The sequence below is a fragment of the Sphingobium xanthum genome, assembly GCF_019737615.1.
Taxonomy (GTDB): Bacteria; Pseudomonadota; Alphaproteobacteria; order Sphingomonadales; family Sphingomonadaceae; genus Sphingobium; species Sphingobium xanthum.
Genome location: NZ_JAHKKS010000001.1, coordinates 588,878 through 610,121, shown reverse-complemented (window position 1 = coordinate 610,121; position 21,244 = coordinate 588,878). Strand labels below are relative to the sequence as shown.

Genomic DNA, 21,244 nt, shown 5'->3' with positions numbered 1-21,244 from the left:
CGCCGAGCAACGCGCCGCCACGTGGGAACTGTTGGTTCGTCTTATTCGACGCCGATCTTATGCGAGCCCATCTTATTCGACGATAGCCATCGCCGCGTTCGACCTGGCCTGGAGCGCCGCGATGCGCGTCTCGCTCGTCTGCGCCATCGACTTGCGGCAAGCGAAGTCGGGCGCCATGTCGGCATTGACGCGGTCGCCCGGATTGCAGACGTCAGCTACGGCCCTGGCGACGCGCGCACGGAACTTGGCGACCGACTCTGCGTCGTTGAAATTGATACCCGCAGTCGAGACGCGGACTTCGACATTCTCGCGGGGCTTGGCGAGAGCGGGGGTCGCACCGGCGATCAGGGCGGCGGCGGCGAGGCTGGCGGCGAGGGTCTTCATGGACATGCTCCTACGGACTCTGGTTATTTCTAAGTGGCTGGCTCTTATCGGGCGCCGCCGTTTTCAGTCGGATCGCCCGTCAAGCTTTTTGTGTTGCGCTTGACGGCGCACATAAGGATCGGCCTGTTGCCCGACAAGGGACAATCGTCGCTGCATCGCAGAAATCAGCCATTTTTTGTATGTTGCGCCGCGGCAACAGGCTATGTTGCGCAACATTTTTTTAACGCGATTGCTCGCCTTGCAATCCAGCGCACCGTGCGCGTGCCGTCATACTATACTCAGAAAAAATCACTTGCAGTTCGTGGCGGATCGGACCTCCTTCGCGCATCTGGAACAGGGCCAGAATATTACGCTGAAAATCAATCAAGCCTCTATAAATAAAGGATTATGTGGCAATCAACGAAGTTTACCGCCCCGAGCAAGCGCCGTCGGGTAATACCGGCGAACTTGCCACCGGCCGGTGGCGCCTTCCGGACCGAGCCGATACTCCGCGACTTCATGACACATAGAAGACAGCATTGCCCGGCTTCCGCACCCGGATCGCTTGCATAACTTGCAGTCCGCAAAGGCAAAAAGAACGGAGCGAAAAAAATCCGCCGGCCATCGAGAAAAGATTGAGGAGAGGTGAATGAGCGCGACCCCCGCAGATCCCTGGACCCCGATCGCTGTGCCGAAACAGGCCTCCGCCAAGGAGGGTACCGCCAATATCGGCGCGGCAAAGCTCTGGTATTGGGACACCGGCGGCAACGGCGAGGTCGTGGTCCTCAATCACCCGGCGGCACAAGGCGCCGATTGCTGGAAATATCAGCAGCCCGTCCTGGCCAAGGCAGGCTATCGCGTGATCGGCTGGTCGCGGCGCGGCACCCATCGCAGCGAGCGCGGCCCGGAAGGCGACACGGGTACGGCCGCCAGTGACCTCGCCAGGCTGCTCGACGTCCTCAAGATCGACCGCGCCCATCTCGTCGGCTCGGCCGAGGGCGGCGCCGTCGTCACACATTTCGCGCTGGAAAACCCGAAGCGCGTCCGCGCGCTCATCCTCGCCGGCGCGCGTCTCGGCGTCGCCGAGGAGGATTATCGCGGCATGGACAAGCGCGTCTGGCTCCCCGCCAACCACAATACGCCGGTAACATTCGCCGATATCGGCCCCGGCTATCGCGGCGCCAATGCGGCCGGCGTCAAGGCCTGGGCCGAGATGGCCGGCGCGGCGCACCCGACTGCATCCGCCGTCACCCAGCCCGCCGGCGCACAACCGTTGACATGGGCGCGGCTGCGGACGCTCGATCTGCCCGTCATGCTGCTGACCGGCGATGCCGACCATTATTCGAGCGCCGCGCACAACCGTCTGGTCGCGCAATATCTCCCGAAACGCGAACTGGCCGTGATCGACGAGGCCGGCACCTCGGCCTATTGGGAACAGCCCGACGCCTTCAACGCGGTGCTGCTCGATTTCCTGCGCCGCAACCGTGGCGGCCGGTCGCTCCCCCCGCCCCCTGTCGTGCCGGCCAAACAGCCTTGGAACGTCCCGTCCTCATCCAGGGCGGCGATGCCCGCCATCGTGAGCGGTCCGGTCAAGGTCTGGGAGAAGGTGCCCGTGCCCGAGCAGGTGCCCGCCAAAGCCGGCTGGGCCGATACCAAGCCCGTGCCCATCTGGCACTGGGACACGGGTGGCGACGGTGAAACGATCGTGTTCTGCCATCCCTGGTCGCAGAGCAGCGAGTGCTGGGCCTATCAGCAGCCCTTCTTCGCCAAGAAAGGTTATCGCGTCATCGCCTGGTCGCAGCGCGGTTTCTTCAAGACCGAGAAAGGCCCGGCCGACGATCCGGGCTCGGCCGCCGACGATCTCAACAAGCTGCTCGACTATCTGAAGGTCGACAAGACGCACATCGTCGGCTGCGCGGCGGGCGGCTGCACGGCCATCGCTTACTCCATCGCGCACCCCGAGCGGCTCCACTCGGTGATCGTATCGGGCAGCATCCTGCTCCCCAGCGAACCGGACTATCTGCAATTCATGGCCAATCTCGGCCGCGGTCCCGCCGGCCAGACCAATGTGCCGGTCGAGTTCGGCGAGGTCGGCGCATCCTATCGTGCGGGCAATCCCGAGGGACTCGCAACCTGGCAATTACTGGAACATCTGGCTCACCCGAACGGCTGGCAGACGGGTCAACCCTGGGGGGCGGACCGCAACTGGAAGACCTTCGGCGCGATGACGCTGCCGATCCTCCTCCAGACCGGCGACACGGACATGGGGCCATCCCCGGCGCTCCAGCGCCTGTTCAGCAACAAATTCCCCAATTGGGAACTGCGCGTGATCGAGGAAGCCGGTCACGCGGCCTATTGGGAACAGCCCGATGCATTCAACGCCAGCGTCCTGGAATTCATTTCGCGCCACGGGCGGAAGAGGGTCTGAGGCTTCTCCGCAGCCGCTCGCCGTCATGCCCCCGCATGCGGTGAAGACGTGCATCCAGCAGTTGTCTTGCGCCCGTCACTGATGCAATGGACCGTCAGGTGCCAGTGACCAGGGAATGACGCGATGACTGCAACGGACAAGCCGGTAGTTATATTTGGCGGCGGCGGCTTCGTCGGCCGGCAGGTCGCGCAGGAACTTCTGTCCCGCGGCTATCGCGTGCGGATCGCTCAGCGCACGCCTCGCCTCGCCATGTCGGTGCGCTCGCTCGGCAATATGGGCCAAACGCAATTCGTCTCCGTCGATATCACTGATCCCGATCAGGTCGCCGCCGCGCTGCAGGGCGCGGCCGCCGCAGTCAATCTGGTCGGCCTGCTGAAGGGCGACTTCAGGGCGGCCCATGTCGTCGGCGCCGAAAACATCGCGCTCGCGGCCAGGGCCGCCGGCCTCGACGCGCTCGTGCAGATCTCGGCAATCGGTGCGGACATCGGCAGCCTCTCCGGCTATGGCAAGACCAAGGCGCAGGGCGAAGCGGCCGTGCGCGCGGCCTTCCCCAAGGCGACGATCATCCGGCCGTCGATCATCTTCGGCCGGGACGACGGCTTCACCAACCGCTTCGCCCAGCTGATCGCGACCGGCGCATCTGTGCCGCTCGTTCATATCGTGCCCGTCATTCGCGGGACAACGCGCTTCCAGCCGGTCCATGTCGGCGACGTTGCCAAGGCGATCGCCCTGGCTGTCGCCGAACCGGGCAAGCATGGCGGCGAGACATATGAATTGGGCGGCCCGGACGTGATCACGCTGGCCGAGATCAATAAGTGGATCGCAGCGCAGATCGGCCGCGAATGCAATTTCCTGCCGGTGCCGGATGGCGCGGCCAAGGCGCTCGCAACCGTCACCGGCTTCCTCCCCGGTGCGCCGATCACGCGCGATCAATTCTTCATGCTGCTGAGCGACAATGTCGTCTCGCCCGGCGCGAAGGGCTTCGACACATTCGGCATTCGCCCCGCGCCGATGGCCGCGCTCGCTCCGGCCTGGCTGGAGCAATATCAGCGTCACGGCCGTTTCGGATCGGCTGCGCGCGCCTGATTTGGCCCAACGGCCCCGCCCCCTCGCCTGTTTTCCTGACTCCAGCCGGAGGCTCCCCCGATGGATAGCCAAAGCCTGACTGCCATCCTCCTCGGCATCGTCGAAGGTGTGACGGAATATCTGCCGGTCTCTTCCACCGGCCATCTCATCCTCGCAACCGAGCTGCTCGGCTATGACGCCGCCAAGTGGGCGCTGTTCAACATCGCCATCCAGCCCGGCGCGATCCTCGCGATCGTCGTGCTCTACTGGCGCACCTTCATGGAGGTGCTGACCGGCCTGTTCCGGACCGATCCGCGCGCCCTCGCCTTCACGCGCAATCTCATCGTCGCGTTCATCCCCGCCGTCGTGCTGGGCCTTGCGTTCGGCGACGCGATCGAGCTGATGCTGGAGAACAGCGTCATCGTCGCCATCTCGCTCATCCTGGGTGGCATCGCGATCCTCGTCGTGGAGCGCTATGCCCGGCCGACCGAAAGCGGCGGCGTCGCGGGCGTTACCCTGCGCCAGTCCTGTCTCATCGGCCTCGTGCAATGCATTGCCATGATCCCGGGCGTCAGCCGTTCGGGCGCGACGATCCTGGGCGCCATGGCCTTCGGCGTCGATCGTAAGACCGCGGCGGAGTTCAGCTTCTTCCTTGCCGTGCCGACGCTCACCGGCGCGACCGTCCTCCAACTCGCCAAGCATGGGGGCGGCATGACGGCCGAGGACATGAAGCTCATCGCGATCGGTTTCACCGTCTCGTTCGTCGTGGCGATCGTGGTTGTGAAAGCCTTCGTCGCGGTGGTCAGCCGTATCGGCTTTGCACCCTTCGCCTGGTACCGAATCGCCGCGGGAATCGCCGCGCTGATATGGCTGGGAATTAGATAGGTCCGATACGGCCATTATTAATCGCTGCATTTGTTGCAAGCGCACAAAAATCCGTCATATTTGCACTCCGTTAAGGCAGCATAGCTGACTTAATTGCTGAGAATCGCGTGACTCAGCCGTTTTTTCGCCATAACCGAACGTTCTGCTGACTAGAGGAACGCTTCAATGGCCGAGAATCCAATGCTGAAGTTCGTTGTGCGACCGCAGTCCTATCCGGACAAGCGGGCGGTGAACGAGCGCGCCAGGGACTTCGCCGAAATCTCGAACAGCTTCGCGCCGGCGGGCGCCGAGGATCAGGCCGCACGCTGCTCGCAATGCGGCGTGCCCTATTGCTCGGTCCACTGCCCGCTGCACAACCATATCCCGGACTGGCTGCGACTGACGGCGGAAGGCCGCCTGCGCGAAGCCTATGAACTCAGCAACATGACGTCCACGATGCCAGAGATTTGCGGCCGCATCTGCCCGCAGGACCGGCTGTGTGAAGGCAATTGCGTCATCGAGTTCTCGGGCCATGGCGCCGTCACCATCGGTTCGGTCGAGAAGTTCATCACCGACACCGCCTGGAAGGAAGGCTGGGTCGAGCCCGTGCAGGTCGGCGCGCCCACCGGCTTCTCCATCGGCATCATCGGCGCCGGCCCCGGCGGCCTCACGGCGGCGGAATATCTGCGCATGGCAGGCCATGAAGTGCATATCTATGACCGCTATGACCGCGCCGGCGGCCTGCTGACCTATGGCATCCCTGGCTTCAAGCTGGAGAAGCATATCGTCATGCGCCGCGTCCAGCGCCTCGAGGAAGCGGGTATCCACTTCCATCTCGGCTTCGAGGTCGGCAAGGATGCGACGCTGGCCGAACTGCGCCAGAAGCATGAGGCCGTGCTGATCGCAACCGGCGTCTACAAGGCGCGCGACATGAAGATGCCGGGCGTCGGCACCAAGGGCGTCGTGAAGGCGCTCGATTTCCTCACCGCCTCCAACAAGGCCGGCTTCGGCGATGCCGTGCCGGAGCATGAGGATGGCTCGCTGCTCGCCACCGGCAAGGACGTCGTCGTCATCGGCGGCGGCGACACCGCGATGGACTGCGTGCGCACGTCGGTGCGTCAGGGTGCGCGTTCGGTGCGCTGCCTCTATCGCCGCGACCGGGAGAATATGCCTGGCTCGCAGCGCGAAGTGCAGAATGCCGAGGAGGAAGGCGTCGAGTTCGTCTGGCTTTCCGCGCCGATCGCCTTCGAAGGCACGGAGCATGTGACCGGCGTCAAACTGACGCGCATGCGCCTCGGCCAGCCCGACGCGTCCGGCCGCCGCGCGCCCGAGCCCGATCCCGGCAGCGAGGCGAGCATCCCGGCCGATCTCGTGATCAAGGCGCTCGGTTTCGATCCGGAGGAACTGCCGACGATGTTCGGCGAGCCCTCGCTGGCCGTCACCCGCTGGGGCACGCTGCGCGTCGATCACCGCTCGATGATGACCAGCATCGATGGCGTGTTCGCCGCCGGCGACATCGTGCGCGGCGCGAGCCTCGTCGTCTGGGCCATCCGCGACGGCCGCGACGTGGTCGATCATATCCAGAGCTACCTGACCGCCAAGGCCACTACGCGGTCGCGGGTGACGGCGTGATGCGCCGGATCGCTCTCTTATCTCGCAAGGCCAACGGCCTCGACTTTGCCGACACCGGCGCCGATTGAACGATGAACAGGACCCAGCCCATGCAGAGTCAGCCCCTGCCCGAAACCGAACGCGAGCGCATTGCGCGCGTGGGCATGTATCGCCCAGAGTTCGAGAGCGACGCCTGCGGCGTCGGCCTCGTCGCCGCGACGGACGGTAAGGCCTCGCGCCGCGTTGTCGCCAGCGCGATCGATGCGTTGAAGGCCGTGTGGCATCGCGGCGCGGTGGACGCGGACGGCAAGACCGGCGACGGCGCCGGCATCCATGTCGATCTGCCGGTCCGCTTCTTCGACGATGCGATCTCGGCCTCGGGCCACAAGCCGATGCCGAACCGCCTCGCCGTCGGCATGATCTTCCTGCCGCGCACGGACCTCGGCGCGCAGGAAAGCTGCCGCATGATCGTCGAGTCCGAGATCATCCAGGCAGGCTACAAGATCTATGGCTGGCGCCAGGTGCCGGTCGATGTCTCGGTGATCGGCGAGAAGGCGCAGCGTACCCGTCCCGAGATCGAGCAGATCCTCATCGCCGGGCCGATGCCCGAGGAGCAGGCCGTCGCCGAATTCGAGCGCGACCTCTACCTCGTTCGTCGCCGCATCGAGAAGAAGGTGATCGAGGCGCAGATCAACGATTTCTACGTCTGCTCGCTCAGCTGCCAGTCGATCATCTACAAGGGCCTGTTCCTCGCGGAGAGCCTGTCCGTCTTCTATCCGGACCTTGTCGATGAGCGCTTCGAGAGCCGCGTGGCGATCTTCCACCAGCGCTACTCGACCAACACCTTCCCGCAATGGTGGCTTGCCCAGCCCTTCCGCCAGCTTGCCCATAACGGTGAGATCAACACGATCCGCGGCAACAAGAACTGGATGAAGAGCCACGAGATCAAGATGGCAGCGCTGGCGTTCGGCGAGCAGTCGAGCGACATCAAGCCGGTAATCCCGGCCGGTGCGTCGGACACCGCCGCGCTCGACGCCGTGTTCGAGACGCTTTGCCGCGCGGGCCGCGATGCGCCGACCGCCAAGCTCATGCTCGTGCCCGAGGCCTGGCAGCACAATGACGATGTGCCCGACGCGCACCGGCATATGTACGATTATCTCGCCTCGGTCATGGAACCATGGGACGGCCCCGCCGCCCTCGCGATGACCGACGGACGCTGGGCTGTGGCGGGTATGGACCGCAACGCGCTGCGTCCGCTGCGCTACACGATCACGGCGGACAATCTGCTGATCGTCGGCTCGGAGACCGGCATGGTCGTCGTGCCCGAGAGCTCGGTCACCAAGAAGGGCCGCCTTGGCCCCGGCCAGATGATCGCCGTCGATCTCGACGCTGGCAAGGTCTTCGACGACCGCGCCATCAAGGATCGGATCGCCGCCGAGCGGCCCTATGACGAGTATGTGAAGGGCTTCCGCACGAGCAGCGACCTGCCCGCCCCGGCGGACGATGCACGGCCGCTCTGGGACAAGGCCGAACTGACCCGCCGCCAGATCGCCGCGAACATGACACTGGAGGACATGGAGCTGATCCTCAGCCCCATGGCCGAGGATGCCAAGGAAGCCGTTGGCTCGATGGGCGACGACGCGCCGCTGGCGGTCATCACCGACAAACCGCGCACGATCAGCCACTTCTTCCGGCAGAATTTCAGCCAGGTGACGAACCCGCCGATCGACTCGCTGCGTGAACGCCACGTTATGAGCCTCAAGACGCGCTTCTCGAACCTCGCCAACATCCTGGAAGAGGAATCGCAGAACAGCGACGTGCTGGTGCTGGAAAGCCCGGTCCTGCTTTGCGAGGACTGGTCGCGCCTGAAGAAATATTTCGGCAAGGCCGTCGCCGAAATCGACTGCACTTTCGCCGCCGACGGCCCGCCCGACGCCCTGCGCGCCGCCATCAGTCGCCTGCGTGACGAGGCGGAAATCGCCGTGCGTGCCGGTCAGACCGAGCTGTTCCTGTCCGACGAGAATGTCGGGCCGGACCGGGTCGGCATCGCCATGGTGCTGGCTGCCGCTGCCGTCCACACGCATCTCGTGCGCAAGGGCCTGCGCTCCTATGCGTCGATCAATGTGCGCACGTCGGAGTGCCTCGATCCGCACTATTTCGCGGTGCTGATCGGCGTCGGCGCGACGACGGTGAACGCCTATCTCGCCGAGGTCTGCATCGCGGATCGGCATGCGCGGGGCCTCTTCGGCTCGCACAGCCTCGAGACCTGCCTCACCAACTTCCGCACGGCGATCAACGAAGGCCTGCTCAAGATCATGAGCAAGATGGGCATCGCGGTGATCTCCAGCTATCGCGGCGGCTATAATTTCGAGGCGGTCGGGCTTTCCCGCGCGATCGTGAACGATCTGTTCCCGTCCATGCCGTCCAAGATCTCGGGCGAAGGCTATGCCTCGCTCCAGTATAATGCACTGGAGCGGCACAAGCAGGCCTACAGCAAGGCGATCGTCAACCTGCCGATCGGCGGCTTCTACCGTCAGCGCGCGGGCGGCGACACGCATGCCTATTCCGCCCAGCTCATGCACACGCTGCAGACGGCCGTCGCGACGGACAGCTATTCGCACTATCTGCAGTTCTCGCGCGGCGTATCAGAGCTGCCGCCGGTCTATCTGCGCGACCTGCTGGAGTTCCAGTATCCCGATCACGCCGTACCGATCGATCAGGTCGAGGCGATCACCGAGATCCGCAAGCGTTTCGTCACGCCCGGCATGTCGCTGGGCGCCCTCTCCCCGGAGGCCCACGAGACGCTGGCGATCGCGATGAACCGGATCGGCGCCAAGGCCGTCTCCGGCGAAGGCGGCGAGGATCGCGCGCGCTTCAAGCCATATGAGAATGGCGACAATGCCAATTCCTCGATCAAGCAGATCGCCTCGGGCCGCTTCGGCGTCCATGCCGAGTATCTCGGCGCCTGCGAGGAGATCGAGATCAAGGTGGCCCAGGGCGCCAAGCCGGGCGAAGGCGGACAGCTGCCCGGCTTCAAGGTCACCGAGTTCATCGCGCGCCTGCGTCACTCGACGCCGGGCGTGACCCTGATCTCGCCGCCGCCGCACCACGACATCTACTCGATCGAGGATCTCGCCCAGCTCATCTACGACCTGAAGCAGATCAATCCCCGTGCGCGCGTCTGCGTGAAGCTGGTCAGCCAGTCGGGCATCGGCACCGTGGCGGCGGGCGTCGCCAAGGCGCATGCCGACGTCATCCTCGTCTCCGGCCATGTCGGCGGTACGGGCGCCTCCCCGCAGACCAGCATCAAGTTCGCCGGCCTGCCGTGGGAAATGGGGCTGTCCGAGACCAATCAGGTGCTCACGCTCAACGGCTTGCGCCACAAGGTGAAGCTGCGCACCGACGGCGGCCTCAAGACCGGGCGGGACATCGTCATCGCCGCGATCCTGGGCGCCGAGGAATTCGGCATCGGCACGCTCAGCCTCGTGGCCATGGGCTGCATCATGGTCCGCCAGTGCCACTCGAACACCTGCCCGGTCGGCGTCTGCGTGCAGGACGAGCGCCTGCGCGAGAAGTTCACCGGTACGCCGGAGAAGGTCATCAACCTGATGACCTTCATTGCCGAGGAAGTGCGCGAAGTGCTTGCGCGCCTGGGCTGCCGCAGCCTCGACGAGGTGATCGGCCGCACCGAGTTCCTGAAGCAGGTCAGCCGCGGCGCCGAGCATCTCGACGATCTCGACCTCAACCCGATCCTCGCCAAGGTGGATGCGGACGACGACAAGCGCCGCTTCAACCTGCCGACGCATCGCAACGAAGTGCCCGACAGCCTCGACGCGCAGATGATCGCGGACGCCAAGGCCGTGTTCGAGCGTGGCGAGAAGATGCAGCTCACTTATACGGTGCGCAACACGCACCGCGCCGTGGGCACGCGCTTCTCGGCGATGGTGACGGAGAAGTTCGGCATGTCGACGCTCGCCGACGGCCATGTCCACGTCCGCCTGCGCGGCACGGCGGGCCAGTCGCTTGGCGCGTTCCTGTGCAAGGGCATCACGCTCGAAGTGTTCGGCGATGCCAACGACTATGTCGGCAAGGGCCTCTCCGGCGGCATCATCGCTGTGCGTCCGATGGTCTCCAGCCCGCTCGCAAGCCAGGACAACACGATCATCGGCAATACCGTCCTCTACGGCGCAACGGCGGGCAAGCTGTTCGCCGCGGGACAAGCCGGCGAGCGCTTCGCCGTCCGCAACTCGGGCGCGCAGGTGGTGGTCGAGGGCTGCGGCGCGAACGGCTGCGAATATATGACCGGCGGCACGGCCGTGATCCTCGGCAAGACCGGCGCCAATTTCGGCGCCGGCATGACCGGCGGCATGGCCTTCATCTATGACGAGAGCCGGACCTTCGCGAGCCATGCGAATGGCGAGAGCATTGTCTGGCAGCGCCTCGCCAGCGCGCATTGGGAAGAGGTGCTCAAGAGCCTGATCGAGGAGCATGTCGCGCGCACGGACAGCAGCTGGGCTAATTCCATCCTGCACAGCTGGGACCGCAGCCGCGATCATTTCTGGCAAGTCTGCCCCAAGGAGATGCTCAACCGCCTCGCCCATCCGCTTTCGGACCTGTCCGAGGTTGTCGCCGCGGAGTAAGGTTCCGGGTCCGGAGTAAATCATCACCGTTCGCCCTGAGCTTGTCGAAGGGCGAACGGTTAAATTTGCGCGAACGACCGGCCTGTACGACGATCGCCAACCGTCCCACTATGAAACGCCTTCACGGACACTGTTGCAGCGCGACAAACTTCATGTTTAGCAGATCGTTAACGGCTTGGGCTCCGCCCTTGAGTCGCGCTGTGGGAGGCGATCTTGAAAATTTCGTTGGTGAGCGGGAGCGCAGCCATTGCGCTGACGCTCTCGGCCCTGTCATCGCAGGCGCCCGCAGCGCCGAGCATTGACGCGCCCCAGCCCGTAGCGGAGGCGAAGGTCGATGACGTGCCGGCCCCGCCCATGGCGCTTCTGTTCGGCATCGGCGCTGTCGGTCTCATCTGGGGACGCCGCCTCGCTGCCAATGCCCGCAAGGCGAAGGAACGAGCCAAGCCGACCGAGTGATCGGCGCACCGGAAAGCTGATGCGTGCCTGGCCGCCAAGCGCGGCCTTTTCCATTTATTGTGATGCCATTGGCACGGGCGTCGCCGTGACGTTGCGTTCGACGGGCACGAGGGTCGTGCGCGGAACGGTATCCAACGGCGGCGTCGCCGGGACCGCGGACAATGCCACGGGCTCTTCCGGAAGATAAGGTGGCAACGGGGTGGTGTCCGCGGCGGCGCCCTCGATCCTGTCGTCATAGCGCCGCGCGTCGCAGCCTTCGCAATGATAGCTGGTCGGGCCGTCCCGTTCGCCGAGGCTCGGCCTGGAGACGACTTCGGTCGCCGGTGCCTCCTCCATCGAGTCGAACATGGCATTATATGCAGCGAGTTCGTCGATGCCGGTGATCCTGGGCGCGCCGGCGACGAAATTGCCAAGCGCAAGGCCAGCCACGGCGCCTCCGATGGCGATGGCGCTGATCACGATGAAGCGGCGCTTTGCGACCTGCATGACAGTCTCATAGCAGAGGAACCGCGCCATGGCACGCTCGCCATGACTGCCTCCCCAACGTCCGCCGCGCGATCCCGTTCCTGAGCGGGCAGAATAGGCTTTGCGCGACTCCGGCCGCCCACTATGGACCGGGAGGATGTGGCATCTCTATCAGTTTCCGCTCTGCCCCTTCTCGCGCAAGGTCCGCTTCCTCATGGCGGAAAAGGGTATCGTCTATGACCTGGTGCGCGAGTCTCCCTGGGAAGCGCGCGACGAGTTTCTCGACCTCAATCCTGCCGGCATGACGCCGGTCCTTGTTGCCGACGATGGCTCGGCGACGCTCGCGGACAGCCAGGCGATCTGCGAATATTTCGAGGAGACACTCGAGAATTTTCCGCTGATCTCCGGTTCCACGCTGGCGCGCGCGGAAGTGCGCCGGCTCGTCGCCTGGTTCGATCAGATCGTCTATCGCGACGTGGTCGCGCCCTTGCTCAATGAGCGGATGATCAAGCGGATCGTGTCGCGCGCCGCCCCCGATGCCGGCGCCCTGCGCGAGGCGATGCGCAAGGCGAACACGCATATGGATTATATGGATTATCTGCTCGACCACCGCAGCTGGATGGCCGGCGGGACCATGAGCCTCGCGGACATCACCGCCGCCGCGCATATCTCGGTCGCGGACTATCTCGGCGGCATCGACTGGGAAGGCCACAAACCCACGAAGCGCTGGTATGCCGGCATCAAGTCGCGGCCGTCCTTCCGCCCGCTGCTCGCCGAGCGCATGGAAGTCGTGACACCGCCCAAATATTACGATCAGCCGGACTTCTGACGGCCTCGACAGGCCGTCATCCCGATCTTACTCCTCGACACCTTCGCGCGCGATATAGACGCGGTTGCGGCCATGCTCCTTGGCGAGATACAGTGCGCGGTCGGCGGCCTTGAGCGCGTCGCGCGGCTCGGGATAGGCGAAGACATCGGCTACCCCGCCCGAGAAGGTCACCTGGTTCATGCGCTCGCCGGTCTTGCGGTCGACGAGGTTGCGCTCGGCCATATCGGCACGGGCATCATCCACGATCTTGGCTGCCTCGGCGATCGACGCGCCACGGAACAGCATGACGAATTCCTCGCCGCCGTGACGGGCCACATGACATTTGTCGTCGGAAATCTTGGCGAGCAGCCCTGCCACGAACTTAAGCACCCGATCGCCGGCATCATGGCCATGCGAGTCGTTGACGTTCTTGAAGTGATCGATGTCGCAGAAAGCGACGCAAAGGCCCTCGTCATTCTGCCTGGCCAACGTCGCCTCGTCGTGCAGCGTCGCTTCGAACGCACGACGATTGGGCAGGCCGGTCAGATGATCCTGCTCGGCGGCCTTGCGCGCATTTTCGAGATTCTTCTGCAGCAAGCGCGTCTGCTTCTGCCCCTCGCGCATGCGATGCTCGACCTCGCGGGTCTTCTCGATCATGCTGCGCGTGAGCGAGACGATGCTGCTGATCTTGTCGCTGCCGGGCGCGTCCCGCGTCAGTTCCGCCGCCTGCTTCTGCAGCGCGGCGCCGAAATCCTTCGCCGAACTGGTCGACTGATCGGCAATGCCGGTGAGTTCGTCCAGATTGGACTCGAGCTTGTCCAGCATGGTGTGTAGGGCATCCGGCGTCAGCTCCTCGGCGCGCTGCTCGGCGATGATTTTCTCCGCAACGCCGTTGGTCAGCTTGCCCTTCTCCGTGAGGATGGCGCGCACGGCCTTCTCGATCGCGAGGTCGTTGCCGGTGATATAGTCCAGCGCGAGCCCGAAATTGAGCGGCGTAATGTCCAGATCATGCGCGAAGAGAAAGCTGCCGATATCCTCGTACAGCGTCTTGCGGCGTTCGGCTTCGCGGCGCAGGCGACCATTGCCGCCTTCGCGCGGCGCAGGCTCCGGCGGTGGGGCCGGATCGCTCGACGGTTCGGCCATGCCGAAAATGCGGCCTAACTTGGCCAGTTTACCACCAATACCATCTGGCGACGCTTGTGCGGCGGACATCCCGGAATCTCCTCCAATGCCGACCTTGTAGAGGATGCGTGGTAAACAAAGCCTTGATCGTGAAATATTATGTCACGCTCAAACCGCCGAGAATCTCCCGATTTTCTCTAAGTATCGACATAGAAAGGGGAAAGTTCGAGGTGCTTGCTCCAGCTGACATAGTCATGGTGCGTTAAGCTGGCGGCGGTAATCTCCGCGCCCTGCCCCCGCCAGCGAGCGCATCGATGATCGTCGGACGAACGCTTCCCCTCATCCTCGGCACGCCTTGCTGCCACGCCTGCCAAGTTTCCATGTGACGGCGCAGGCAAGAGACCATAGATTGGCGCTATGACTGTTCATAAATTTGCCCGATGGCTGCTTTCAGCCGGGCTTGCGACGTCTCTGCTCGTCGCGCCGACAACGGCTCAGACGACAGGCACGCCCGCCCTCGATGCGCCTGCATTGTCCACGGCCACGACCTCTGCGGCGCCTGCGCGCCCGTGGTTCTATGAGAAGAGCGACGTGCCGATGGACCCGGCCTGGCGCTTCGGCGAGCTTCCTAACGGCCTTCGCTACGCCATCCGCCGCAACGATGTGCCGGCGGGGCAAGTGTCGATCCGCGTGCGCGTCGATGTCGGCTCGCTGATGGAAGAGTCGCGGGAAGCCGGTTTCGCGCACTTCATCGAGCATCTGTCTTTCCGGGGTTCGCGGGACGTGCCGGACGGCGAGTCCAAGCGCATCTGGCAGCGCCTTGGCGCGGCCTTCGGCAGTGACAGCAATGCACAGACCAGCCCGACCGGCACCGTCTATGCACTCGACCTGCCAAGAGCGGGCGAAAGCGGCATCGACGAGAGCCTCAAGATCCTCGCCGGCATGTTATCCCAGCCGACCATCTCGCAAGCGGCGGTCGATGCCGAGCGCGCCGTCGTCCTGGCCGAGCGGCGCGAGGGCCTGAGCCCGGGCGCGCGCCTGGGCGACGAGATACGGTCCTTCTACTTCGCCGGCCAGCGGCTCGGCATGCACAGCCCGATCGGCACCGAGGCAACGCTGACCGGCGCGACGCCCGATGCCCTGCAGGCGTTCCACGACCGCTGGTATCGTCCGGACCGTGTGGTCATCGCCATTTCCGGCGCCATGGACCCGGCCGTGATGGAAGAGAAGCTGAAGGCCCACTTCTCCGCCTGGACCGCCAAGGGCCCGGCAACGCCGCTGCCGGATTTCGGCAAGCCCAATCCGCAGGCGCCGGCGGTCAAGGTCGTCGTGGAGGGCAGCGCGCCGTTCAGCGTCGGCCTTGCCTATCTGCGGCCCTGGACGTTCAACGAGGACACGATCGCCTTCAACCAGCAGCGCCTCGCCGACCAACTCGCGCTCGAACTCATCAATCGCCGGCTCGATGTCGCCGCGACCCAGGATGCCAGCTTCCTTCAGGCCAGCGTCGCGCTCGACAACAGCTCCCGTTCGGCCAATGCGACCTATGTCACGGTCGTTCCCGTCGGCAACGAATGGGAGAAGGCGCTCAAGGACGTGCGTGCCATCATCGAGGATGCGCGCAAGACTCCGCCCAGCCAGATGGACATCGACCGCGAATTTGCGAGCATGGAGAATATCTACGCTTCGCTCGTCGCCAGCGCGGCGATCGAGGGCAGCGCCCGTCAGGCTGAGGATCTGGTCTCCGCCATCGACATTCGCGAGACCGTGGTCGCGCCCGCCGATCAGCTCGACATCTATCGCTCAGCGCGCAAGTTCATGACGCCCGAGCAGTTGCTGGCGTCCACGCGGCGGCTGTTCTCGGGCACGGCCGTGCGCGCGCTCCTCAGCCTCAAGGCACCCCAGCCCAATGCGCAGGCGCGTCTCGCCACGGCCTTCCGTGCCCCCGTCCAGGCCGCGACCAATGCGCGCCTCGGCGACAAGTCCGTCACCATGGCGGCGCTGCCGGCCCTGCCCCCGGCCGGCAAGGCCATCTCGCGCCTGCCGCTCGGCATTCTCGGCATTCAGGAAGTTGCTTTCGACAATGGCACGCGGCTGCTGGTGCTCGGCAACAAGGCCGAGCCCGGGAAGGTCCGCATCAACGTTCGCTTCGGCCATGGCCGCCAGACCTTCTCGCCCAAGCAAGACGACGCGCTCTGGGCCGCCCCGTTCGCGCTCAGCGCCAGCGGCATCGGCGATCTCGGCCAGCGCGACATGAGCGAGATCATGAACGGCCGCCAGCTGTCGTTCAATTTCTCGATCGGCGACGATGCTTTCTCCTTCGCAGCGGTCAGCAGCCCGCAGGATTATCGCGACCAGCTGCGCCTGTTCGCGTCCAAGCTGGCTTTCCCGCGCTGGGATGACGCGCCGCTCAAGCGCACCATGGCGGCGCTTCAGGCGAGCTACGATCCCGTGCCCGGTTCCGCGTCCGAAGCGATTGATCGCAGCCTCGACTGGATGCTGCGCAACCGCGACGGGCGTTTCGCGCCCGCGACACCGTCCGACGCGGCGGTCCTGACCCTCGACAAGTTCAAGTCCGTCTGGGAACCGCGTCTCGCGGCCGGTCCGGTCGAAGTGCAGATTTTCGGCGATGTCGATACGGAAGAAGCTATTCAGGCCGTCGCGGCGACGTTCGGCGCCCTGCCCGTGCGTCCGGATGCGCAGACCCCGGCCGAGAACCGATCGATGAGCTTCCCGGCACCGGTCTCCTCGCCGGTCGTCCTCACCCATGACGGCCCCGGCGAGCAGGCCGCAGCCGTCATCGCCTGGCCGACCGGCGGTGGCACGACGCGCATCCGCGAAAGCCGCCAGCTCGACATGCTGGCCCGAATCATCAACGATCGGTTGTTCGAGAAGCTGCGCTCCATCGATGGTGCAGCCTATACGCCGAGCGCATCGAGCATCTGGCCCGAAGCCTCCGATGCCGGCGGTTTCCTCTACGTGCAGACCCAACTCAAGCCGGAGAGAATTCCGTATTTTTTCCAGCTTATCAATGAGATTTCGCATGATCTTGCCACAACGCCCGTGGCGCAGGACGAGCTTGATCGACAAGTCGAGCCGGTTCGTCAGCTCCTCAATCGCGCGGCCTACAGCAATGCTTTCTGGATGAACCAGCTTGAAGGCTATACCCGCGATCGCGAGAAGCTCGCGCTCACCCGCAGCCTCGGCACGGACCTGTTGAACGTCACGCCCGCCGACCTCCAGGCGCTGGCAGCACGCTATCTGGTCCCGCAGACGAGCTGGTCGGCGATCGTGCTGGCGCGCGGCATGCCGGTGCCGCTCGTCTCCAAGGATCAGATAGCGCGACAGGCGGCAGGATCGCGCGCGACCGGCAGCACAACGCCCGCAGCGCACTGAGTACTTGCGCCGGGCGCCCTGACTGACCAAATGGGCAAGACACGCCGCCGCGTGATGGCATCTGCGCGCGCGGCCTTTGGCTTCATTCCCGCACGAGTAGCGCGCAATGTTCATCGAGACCGAGCAGACACCCAATCCAGCGACGCTCAAATTCCTGCCCGGGCGGACGGTCATGGCTTCCGGTACGCGCGATTTCGCCAATGCCGACGAGGCGGAAGCCTCGCCGCTTGCCGAGACGCTGTTCGATCTCGGTGACGTGACCGGCGTGTTCTTCGGGCGCGATTTCGTCTCCGTCACCGCCGCGCCCGGCGTCGCCTGGAGCGATCTGCGCACGGATGTGGTCTCGATCCTGCTCGATCATTTCTCGGCCGACATGCCGTTGTTCCGTGGCGGGAGCGCGCATGACATTCGCGTGCCCGGCGAGGAGGCCGGCGATGCGGCCCTTCCCGGTGACGATCCGGCCGATGCCGACGTCATCGCCCAGATCCGCGAGCTCATCGACACGCGCGTGCGGCCCGCCGTCGCCAATGACGGCGGCGACATCGTCTATCGCGGCTTCGAGCATGGCACGGTGTACCTGCGGATGCAGGGCGCCTGTGCCGGCTGCCCATCCTCCACGGCGACGCTCAAGAACGGCATCGAGCAATTGCTGAAGCATTATGTGCCGGAAGTGACGGAAGTTCGCGCGGTCTGACGGAACGGCAACGAAAGCGGGGCGGCTGCATGATCGAGGCGAAGAGGCAAGCGAACGCATGAGCGAGCGCCTGCTCGTCATCGACTGCGCGACACCGGCTCTTTCGCTCGCTCTGTTCGACGGCTTTTCCTGCATCGCGGCGCGTCACGAGGAACTTGGTCGCGGCCATGCCGAGGCGCTGCTCCCCGCCATCGCCGCGCTGCCCGAGGGCGGCCGTTGCGACCGCATCCTCGTCGATATCGGCCCGGGGAGTTTCACCGGCGTGCGCGTGGGACTCGCCGCCGCAATGGCGCTCGGCTTCGCCTGGCAAGTCCCGGTTGCTGGCTATGGCTGCCTCGATCTTGTCTGTGCGATGGCGCGGGCGCAGTTGGTTCCCGACACGCCCTTCGCGGTGGTCATGGTGGGTGGCCATGGCGAGCTGTTCTGGACGCTCTGCCAGCCAGGGGACCATCCGGCCGCCGACCCGCTGGCAGAGATGCGATCGACTCCCATATCCGAGCTGGCCGCGACGCTCGACGTGCCGCTGCTCGTCGGCTCCGGCGCGCAGACGCTCGTCCGGGCAGGCGCCCCCGGCACGGCCGTGCCCATGCTGCCGGATGCGCGCGAGATCTTCCTGCTGCACGAGAGACAACGCAGCCGCCCCGCCAAGCCGGTCTATGGCCGCGGCGCCGATGCCAAGCCCATGGCGGCGCGCCCGGGAGTCGCCGTGCGATGATGGACCTCGGCCTCCAGATCAACGTCAGCATCGATGCTTCCGATCCGGACATTGCGGCCGCGATGATCGTCATGCAGGCTGCCTTTCCCGCCGAGTTCGGCGAAGCATGGTCGGCCCCGCAACTCGCGGCCATGATGCGTCTGCCAGGCTCCATCCTCGCGGTCGGCCGGATCGGCGATGCGCCGATCGGCTTCGGCCTGCTGCGTAGTATTGCGGGCGAAGCGGAGCTGCTCCTGCTGGCCGTGCATCCGGCGTATCGCGGCGCCAGTCATGGCCGGCGTTTACTTGACCGTTGCATGACGGAGGCTGAAGGCAGCGGCGCCCAGACAATGTTCCTTGAAGTGCGGGCCGGCAATCCCGCAATCCACCTCTACAGCAAGGCTGGCTTCCGCCAGTATAATGTCCGACGTGATTATTATCTTGGCATCGACGGTAACCGTTACGATGCACTAAGTTTCAAGATCATTTTGGGACATGATTGAAACGCAGGTGCAGTGCCTGCTTGCCCTTTTTCGTCCAACGGCATAAAAGAAGTCACCAAACTCTCCACGCAAGAGAGTTGCAGGGTCTCGCAAGAACAACACAACTAAAGAAGGATTCAATCATGTCGGACACAAGCGCACGGGACGAAGTGCTCGTCACGTTGACCTCGGACATCGTCGCAGCCCATGTCTCCAACAACAGCGTCGCTGTTTCGGACCTCCCGCTGCTTATCCAGAATGTCTATGGCGCGCTGTCCGGCCTGCAAAAGGAGGCCACTCCGGCCCAACCGAAGCCCGAGCCCGCCGTGTCCATCCGTGCGTCAGTCAAGCCCGACTATATTGTCTGTCTCGAGGACGGTAAGAAGCTCAAGATGCTCAAGCGTCATCTGATGACGCACTATCAGATGACGCCCGACGACTATCGCGCCAAGTGGGGCCTGCCGGCCGACTATCCGATGGTCGCCCCCAATTATGCGGAGCAGCGCCGCACCCTGGCCAAGAAGATCGGCCTCGGCACGTCGCGGCGTCGTTCGCGCAAGTAATTCGGCGTCATCTTCGCCGCTTCTGAGGGGCGCCGCCGGAGCAAGGGACCGGCGGCGCCCTTCTGCATGGGAAATCGGATGCGCTGCCAAATTTGCCGCTTTCCGTTCTCCTGAAATCGGCTAGAGATATGGTCATGACCCGGACCATCGATATCGAGGCGCTGTGCGCCGAGCGCGGCTTGCGGATCACCGACCAGCGCCGGGTGATCGCGCGCGTTCTCTCCGAGAGCGAGGATCATCCGGACGTCGAAAAACTGCACGAGCGCGCCTCCGCGAGCGATCCCAATATCTCGATCGCGACCGTCTACCGCACGGTCCGCCTGTTCGAGGAAGCCGGCATTCTCGAGCGTCACGATTTCGGTGACGGCCGCGCGCGCTATGAACCCGCCCCGGAAGCGCATCACGACCATCTCATCGATGTCGAGTCCGGCCGTGTCGTCGAGTTCGTCGATCCCGAGCTGGAGCAACTCCAGCGCCAGATCGCCGAAAAGCTCGGCTATCGCCTCGTCGATCATCGCATGGAACTGTACGGCGTCGCGCTCGATCGCGACCGCAAGGACTGAGTCGAGGTTCGCGCTTTCGTTCGCCTTCTGCTGCTCGGCGGGCTCACGCTTCGCTGCGTAGTCCCTCACCTGATTGCCCGGCGGAACGGCCGCTCGCCCTGGCCGCAATATTTCCTGCGCCGCGCCACGCATCATGCCGGCTTCGATATCCGCATCGAGGGAACACCGCTGCTCCACGACGTCTTTTTCGTGAGCAATCATCTCAGCTGGATCGACATTCTCGCCATGGGAGGCACCACCGGCTGCGCCTTCATCTCCAAGGATGACGTCAAGGGCGCACCGATCGTCGGCTGGCTCGCGGCGCAGAACAACACCATCTTCGTCGCGCGTCAGCGGCGCGGCGAAGTTTCGGGCCAGATCGATGCCGTCCGCGATGCGCTCGCCGCGCACCAGCCCATCGCCCTCTTCCCGGAAGGCACGACGGGCGACGGCAAGGCGCTCCTGCCCTTCAAGCCTGCCTTGTTCTCCGTCCTGCTGCCCCCGCCCCGCGCGATCCTCATCCAGCCGGTCGTGATCGACTATGGCGATGCGGCACAGCTCGTCGCCTGGGCCGACGGCGAATCCGGTATCGCCAATGCCCGCCGCATCCTCGGCGCGCGGGGAAGACGCACCCTCACGCTGCACTTTCTTGAGCCGTTCGACCCGGGTGACCATCCGGACCGCAAGGCGCTCTCGGCCGAGAGCCGCGCACGGATCGAGGCGGCGCTGGCCGGCGAAATGTGAGATTGCTATTGCGCAACCTCGCACACCTTCTGCCCATTGCGCTTTTGAGCGCATGCAGATTGGAAGTTCCGGTTACGATGTGCGGGATGCCGGACAACTACTCGCTTTGGCAAGGCCTGGAAGTCCGGTGGTCAGGCTACGTCCGCCGCATTCGCACTGACCATGGTGGCTCTGATAGCTTTAGGGACCCCGACTGTGGTCACATAATCCCCATCATTTGGGCCGTAGAGCCCTATCCGATACCGAGGTTCTACTTTCATTCATCCGGCTTCCATGCCGTGGTTCGAGGTCAGACCTTTCTTCAAAATGG

Annotated in this window: 18 protein-coding genes; 15 read left to right on the top strand and 3 right to left on the bottom strand. The window is 64.8% G+C overall.

All coding sequences use genetic code 11. The annotated features are described in order from the left end of the window. Positions 1-72 precede the first annotated feature (72 nt). Positions 73-384 carry a UrcA family protein gene (locus tag KM135_RS02950; RefSeq protein ID WP_221712441.1) on the bottom strand — a complete coding sequence of 104 codons (312 nt, stop codon included), beginning with the start codon at positions 382-384 and terminating at the stop codon, positions 73-75. 33 nt (positions 385-417) lie between these two features. Here KM135_RS02950 and KM135_RS02945 point away from each other — a divergent pair, with 33 nt between their 5' ends. From KM135_RS02945 to KM135_RS02915, 7 genes are all read left to right on the top strand, one after another. Further along, the gene (locus tag KM135_RS02945; protein ID WP_221712439.1) at positions 418-765 is read left to right on the top strand and encodes a hypothetical protein; all 348 of its coding nucleotides are present in this window, start codon (positions 418-420) and stop codon (positions 763-765) included. A 247-nt stretch (positions 766-1,012) separates the two neighbouring features. Then, a complete protein-coding gene (locus KM135_RS02940) occupies positions 1,013-2,791 on the top strand; it encodes an alpha/beta fold hydrolase (RefSeq protein ID WP_221712437.1) in 1,779 nt (592 codons plus the stop codon). 123 nt (positions 2,792-2,914) lie between these two features. Beyond that, positions 2,915-3,877, top strand: a complete 963-nt coding sequence (locus KM135_RS02935) for a complex I NDUFA9 subunit family protein (RefSeq protein WP_221712435.1) — start codon at positions 2,915-2,917, stop codon at positions 3,875-3,877. A gap of 60 nt (positions 3,878-3,937) precedes the next feature. Next, a complete protein-coding gene (locus tag KM135_RS02930; protein WP_221712433.1) occupies positions 3,938-4,741 on the top strand; it encodes an undecaprenyl-diphosphate phosphatase in 804 nt (267 codons plus the stop codon). Positions 4,742-4,906: 165 nt separating this feature from the next. Then, a complete protein-coding gene (locus KM135_RS02925) occupies positions 4,907-6,352 on the top strand; it encodes an NAD(P)-dependent oxidoreductase (RefSeq protein ID WP_221712431.1) in 1,446 nt (481 codons plus the stop codon). Positions 6,353-6,441: 89 nt separating this feature from the next. Beyond that, positions 6,442-10,971, top strand: coding sequence for a glutamate synthase large subunit (gene gltB / locus KM135_RS02920; RefSeq protein ID WP_221712430.1), 4,530 nt, complete (start codon positions 6,442-6,444; stop codon positions 10,969-10,971). Between the two features lie 228 nt (positions 10,972-11,199). After that, entirely contained in the window at positions 11,200-11,427 is a 228-nt protein-coding gene (locus tag KM135_RS02915; RefSeq protein WP_221712428.1) for a hypothetical protein, read from the top strand. 54 nt (positions 11,428-11,481) lie between these two features. Here the strand turns inward: KM135_RS02915 and KM135_RS02910 are convergent, their stop codons facing one another. Further along, on the bottom strand, positions 11,482-11,913 hold the full coding sequence (locus tag KM135_RS02910) for a hypothetical protein (RefSeq protein WP_221712426.1): 432 nt from the start codon (positions 11,911-11,913) through the stop codon (positions 11,482-11,484). A 136-nt stretch (positions 11,914-12,049) separates the two neighbouring features. Here KM135_RS02910 and KM135_RS02905 point away from each other — a divergent pair, with 136 nt between their 5' ends. Next, the gene (locus KM135_RS02905) at positions 12,050-12,721 is read left to right on the top strand and encodes a glutathione S-transferase family protein (protein WP_221712424.1); all 672 of its coding nucleotides are present in this window, start codon (positions 12,050-12,052) and stop codon (positions 12,719-12,721) included. Between the two features lie 27 nt (positions 12,722-12,748). On the opposite strand, the gene KM135_RS02900 is transcribed toward KM135_RS02905, so the two are convergent. Beyond that, a complete protein-coding gene (locus KM135_RS02900; protein ID WP_221712422.1) occupies positions 12,749-13,912 on the bottom strand; it encodes a GGDEF domain-containing protein in 1,164 nt (387 codons plus the stop codon). A gap of 327 nt (positions 13,913-14,239) precedes the next feature. Here KM135_RS02900 and KM135_RS02895 point away from each other — a divergent pair, with 327 nt between their 5' ends. From KM135_RS02895 to KM135_RS02865, 7 genes are all read left to right on the top strand, one after another. Next, a complete protein-coding gene (locus KM135_RS02895) occupies positions 14,240-17,215 on the top strand; it encodes a M16 family metallopeptidase (RefSeq protein ID WP_221712420.1) in 2,976 nt (991 codons plus the stop codon). 106 nt (positions 17,216-17,321) lie between these two features. Then, complete coding sequence (locus KM135_RS02890; RefSeq protein WP_221712418.1) at positions 17,322-17,909, top strand: NifU family protein; 588 nt, start codon at positions 17,322-17,324, stop codon at positions 17,907-17,909. 58 nt (positions 17,910-17,967) lie between these two features. Further along, on the top strand, positions 17,968-18,624 hold the full coding sequence (gene tsaB / locus KM135_RS02885) for a tRNA (adenosine(37)-N6)-threonylcarbamoyltransferase complex dimerization subunit type 1 TsaB (RefSeq protein ID WP_221712415.1): 657 nt from the start codon (positions 17,968-17,970) through the stop codon (positions 18,622-18,624). Further along, the gene (locus KM135_RS02880; RefSeq protein WP_343228132.1) at positions 18,621-19,106 is read left to right on the top strand and encodes a GNAT family N-acetyltransferase; all 486 of its coding nucleotides are present in this window, start codon (positions 18,621-18,623) and stop codon (positions 19,104-19,106) included. Before tsaB ends, KM135_RS02880 begins: the two co-directional genes overlap by 4 nt. Positions 19,107-19,228: 122 nt before the next feature. Continuing rightward, complete coding sequence (locus tag KM135_RS02875) at positions 19,229-19,648, top strand: Ros/MucR family transcriptional regulator (protein WP_221712413.1); 420 nt, start codon at positions 19,229-19,231, stop codon at positions 19,646-19,648. A gap of 134 nt (positions 19,649-19,782) precedes the next feature. After that, on the top strand, positions 19,783-20,211 hold the full coding sequence (locus tag KM135_RS02870) for a Fur family transcriptional regulator (RefSeq protein ID WP_221712411.1): 429 nt from the start codon (positions 19,783-19,785) through the stop codon (positions 20,209-20,211). A gap of 27 nt (positions 20,212-20,238) precedes the next feature. Further along, on the top strand, positions 20,239-20,934 hold the full coding sequence (locus KM135_RS02865) for a lysophospholipid acyltransferase family protein (RefSeq protein WP_221712531.1): 696 nt from the start codon (positions 20,239-20,241) through the stop codon (positions 20,932-20,934). Positions 20,935-21,244 lie beyond the last annotated feature (310 nt).

Bases quoted from the DNA above. Each gene is read 5' to 3' on its own strand.
- KM135_RS02925 (WP_221712431.1), top strand. From the start codon at position 4,907: ATGGCCGAGAATCCAATGCTGAAGTTCGTTGTGCGACCGCAGTCCTAT.
- KM135_RS02880 (WP_343228132.1), top strand. From the start codon at position 18,621: ATGATGGACCTCGGCCTCCAGATCAACGTCAGCATCGATGCTTCCGAT.
- KM135_RS02905 (WP_221712424.1), top strand. From the start codon at position 12,050: ATGTGGCATCTCTATCAGTTTCCGCTCTGCCCCTTCTCGCGCAAGGTC.
- KM135_RS02875 (WP_221712413.1), top strand. From the start codon at position 19,229: ATGTCGGACACAAGCGCACGGGACGAAGTGCTCGTCACGTTGACCTCG.
- KM135_RS02950 (WP_221712441.1), bottom strand. From the start codon at position 384: ATGAAGACCCTCGCCGCCAGCCTCGCCGCCGCCGCCCTGATCGCCGGT.
- KM135_RS02900 (WP_221712422.1), bottom strand. From the start codon at position 13,912: ATGTCCGCCGCACAAGCGTCGCCAGATGGTATTGGTGGTAAACTGGCC.
- KM135_RS02930 (WP_221712433.1), top strand. From the start codon at position 3,938: ATGGATAGCCAAAGCCTGACTGCCATCCTCCTCGGCATCGTCGAAGGT.
- gltB (WP_221712430.1), top strand. From the start codon at position 6,442: ATGCAGAGTCAGCCCCTGCCCGAAACCGAACGCGAGCGCATTGCGCGC.
- KM135_RS02895 (WP_221712420.1), top strand. From the start codon at position 14,240: ATGACTGTTCATAAATTTGCCCGATGGCTGCTTTCAGCCGGGCTTGCG.
- tsaB (WP_221712415.1), top strand. From the start codon at position 17,968: ATGAGCGAGCGCCTGCTCGTCATCGACTGCGCGACACCGGCTCTTTCG.
- KM135_RS02870 (WP_221712411.1), top strand. From the start codon at position 19,783: ATGACCCGGACCATCGATATCGAGGCGCTGTGCGCCGAGCGCGGCTTG.
- KM135_RS02910 (WP_221712426.1), bottom strand. From the start codon at position 11,913: ATGCAGGTCGCAAAGCGCCGCTTCATCGTGATCAGCGCCATCGCCATC.
- KM135_RS02890 (WP_221712418.1), top strand. From the start codon at position 17,322: ATGTTCATCGAGACCGAGCAGACACCCAATCCAGCGACGCTCAAATTC.
- KM135_RS02935 (WP_221712435.1), top strand. From the start codon at position 2,915: ATGACTGCAACGGACAAGCCGGTAGTTATATTTGGCGGCGGCGGCTTC.
- KM135_RS02940 (WP_221712437.1), top strand. From the start codon at position 1,013: ATGAGCGCGACCCCCGCAGATCCCTGGACCCCGATCGCTGTGCCGAAA.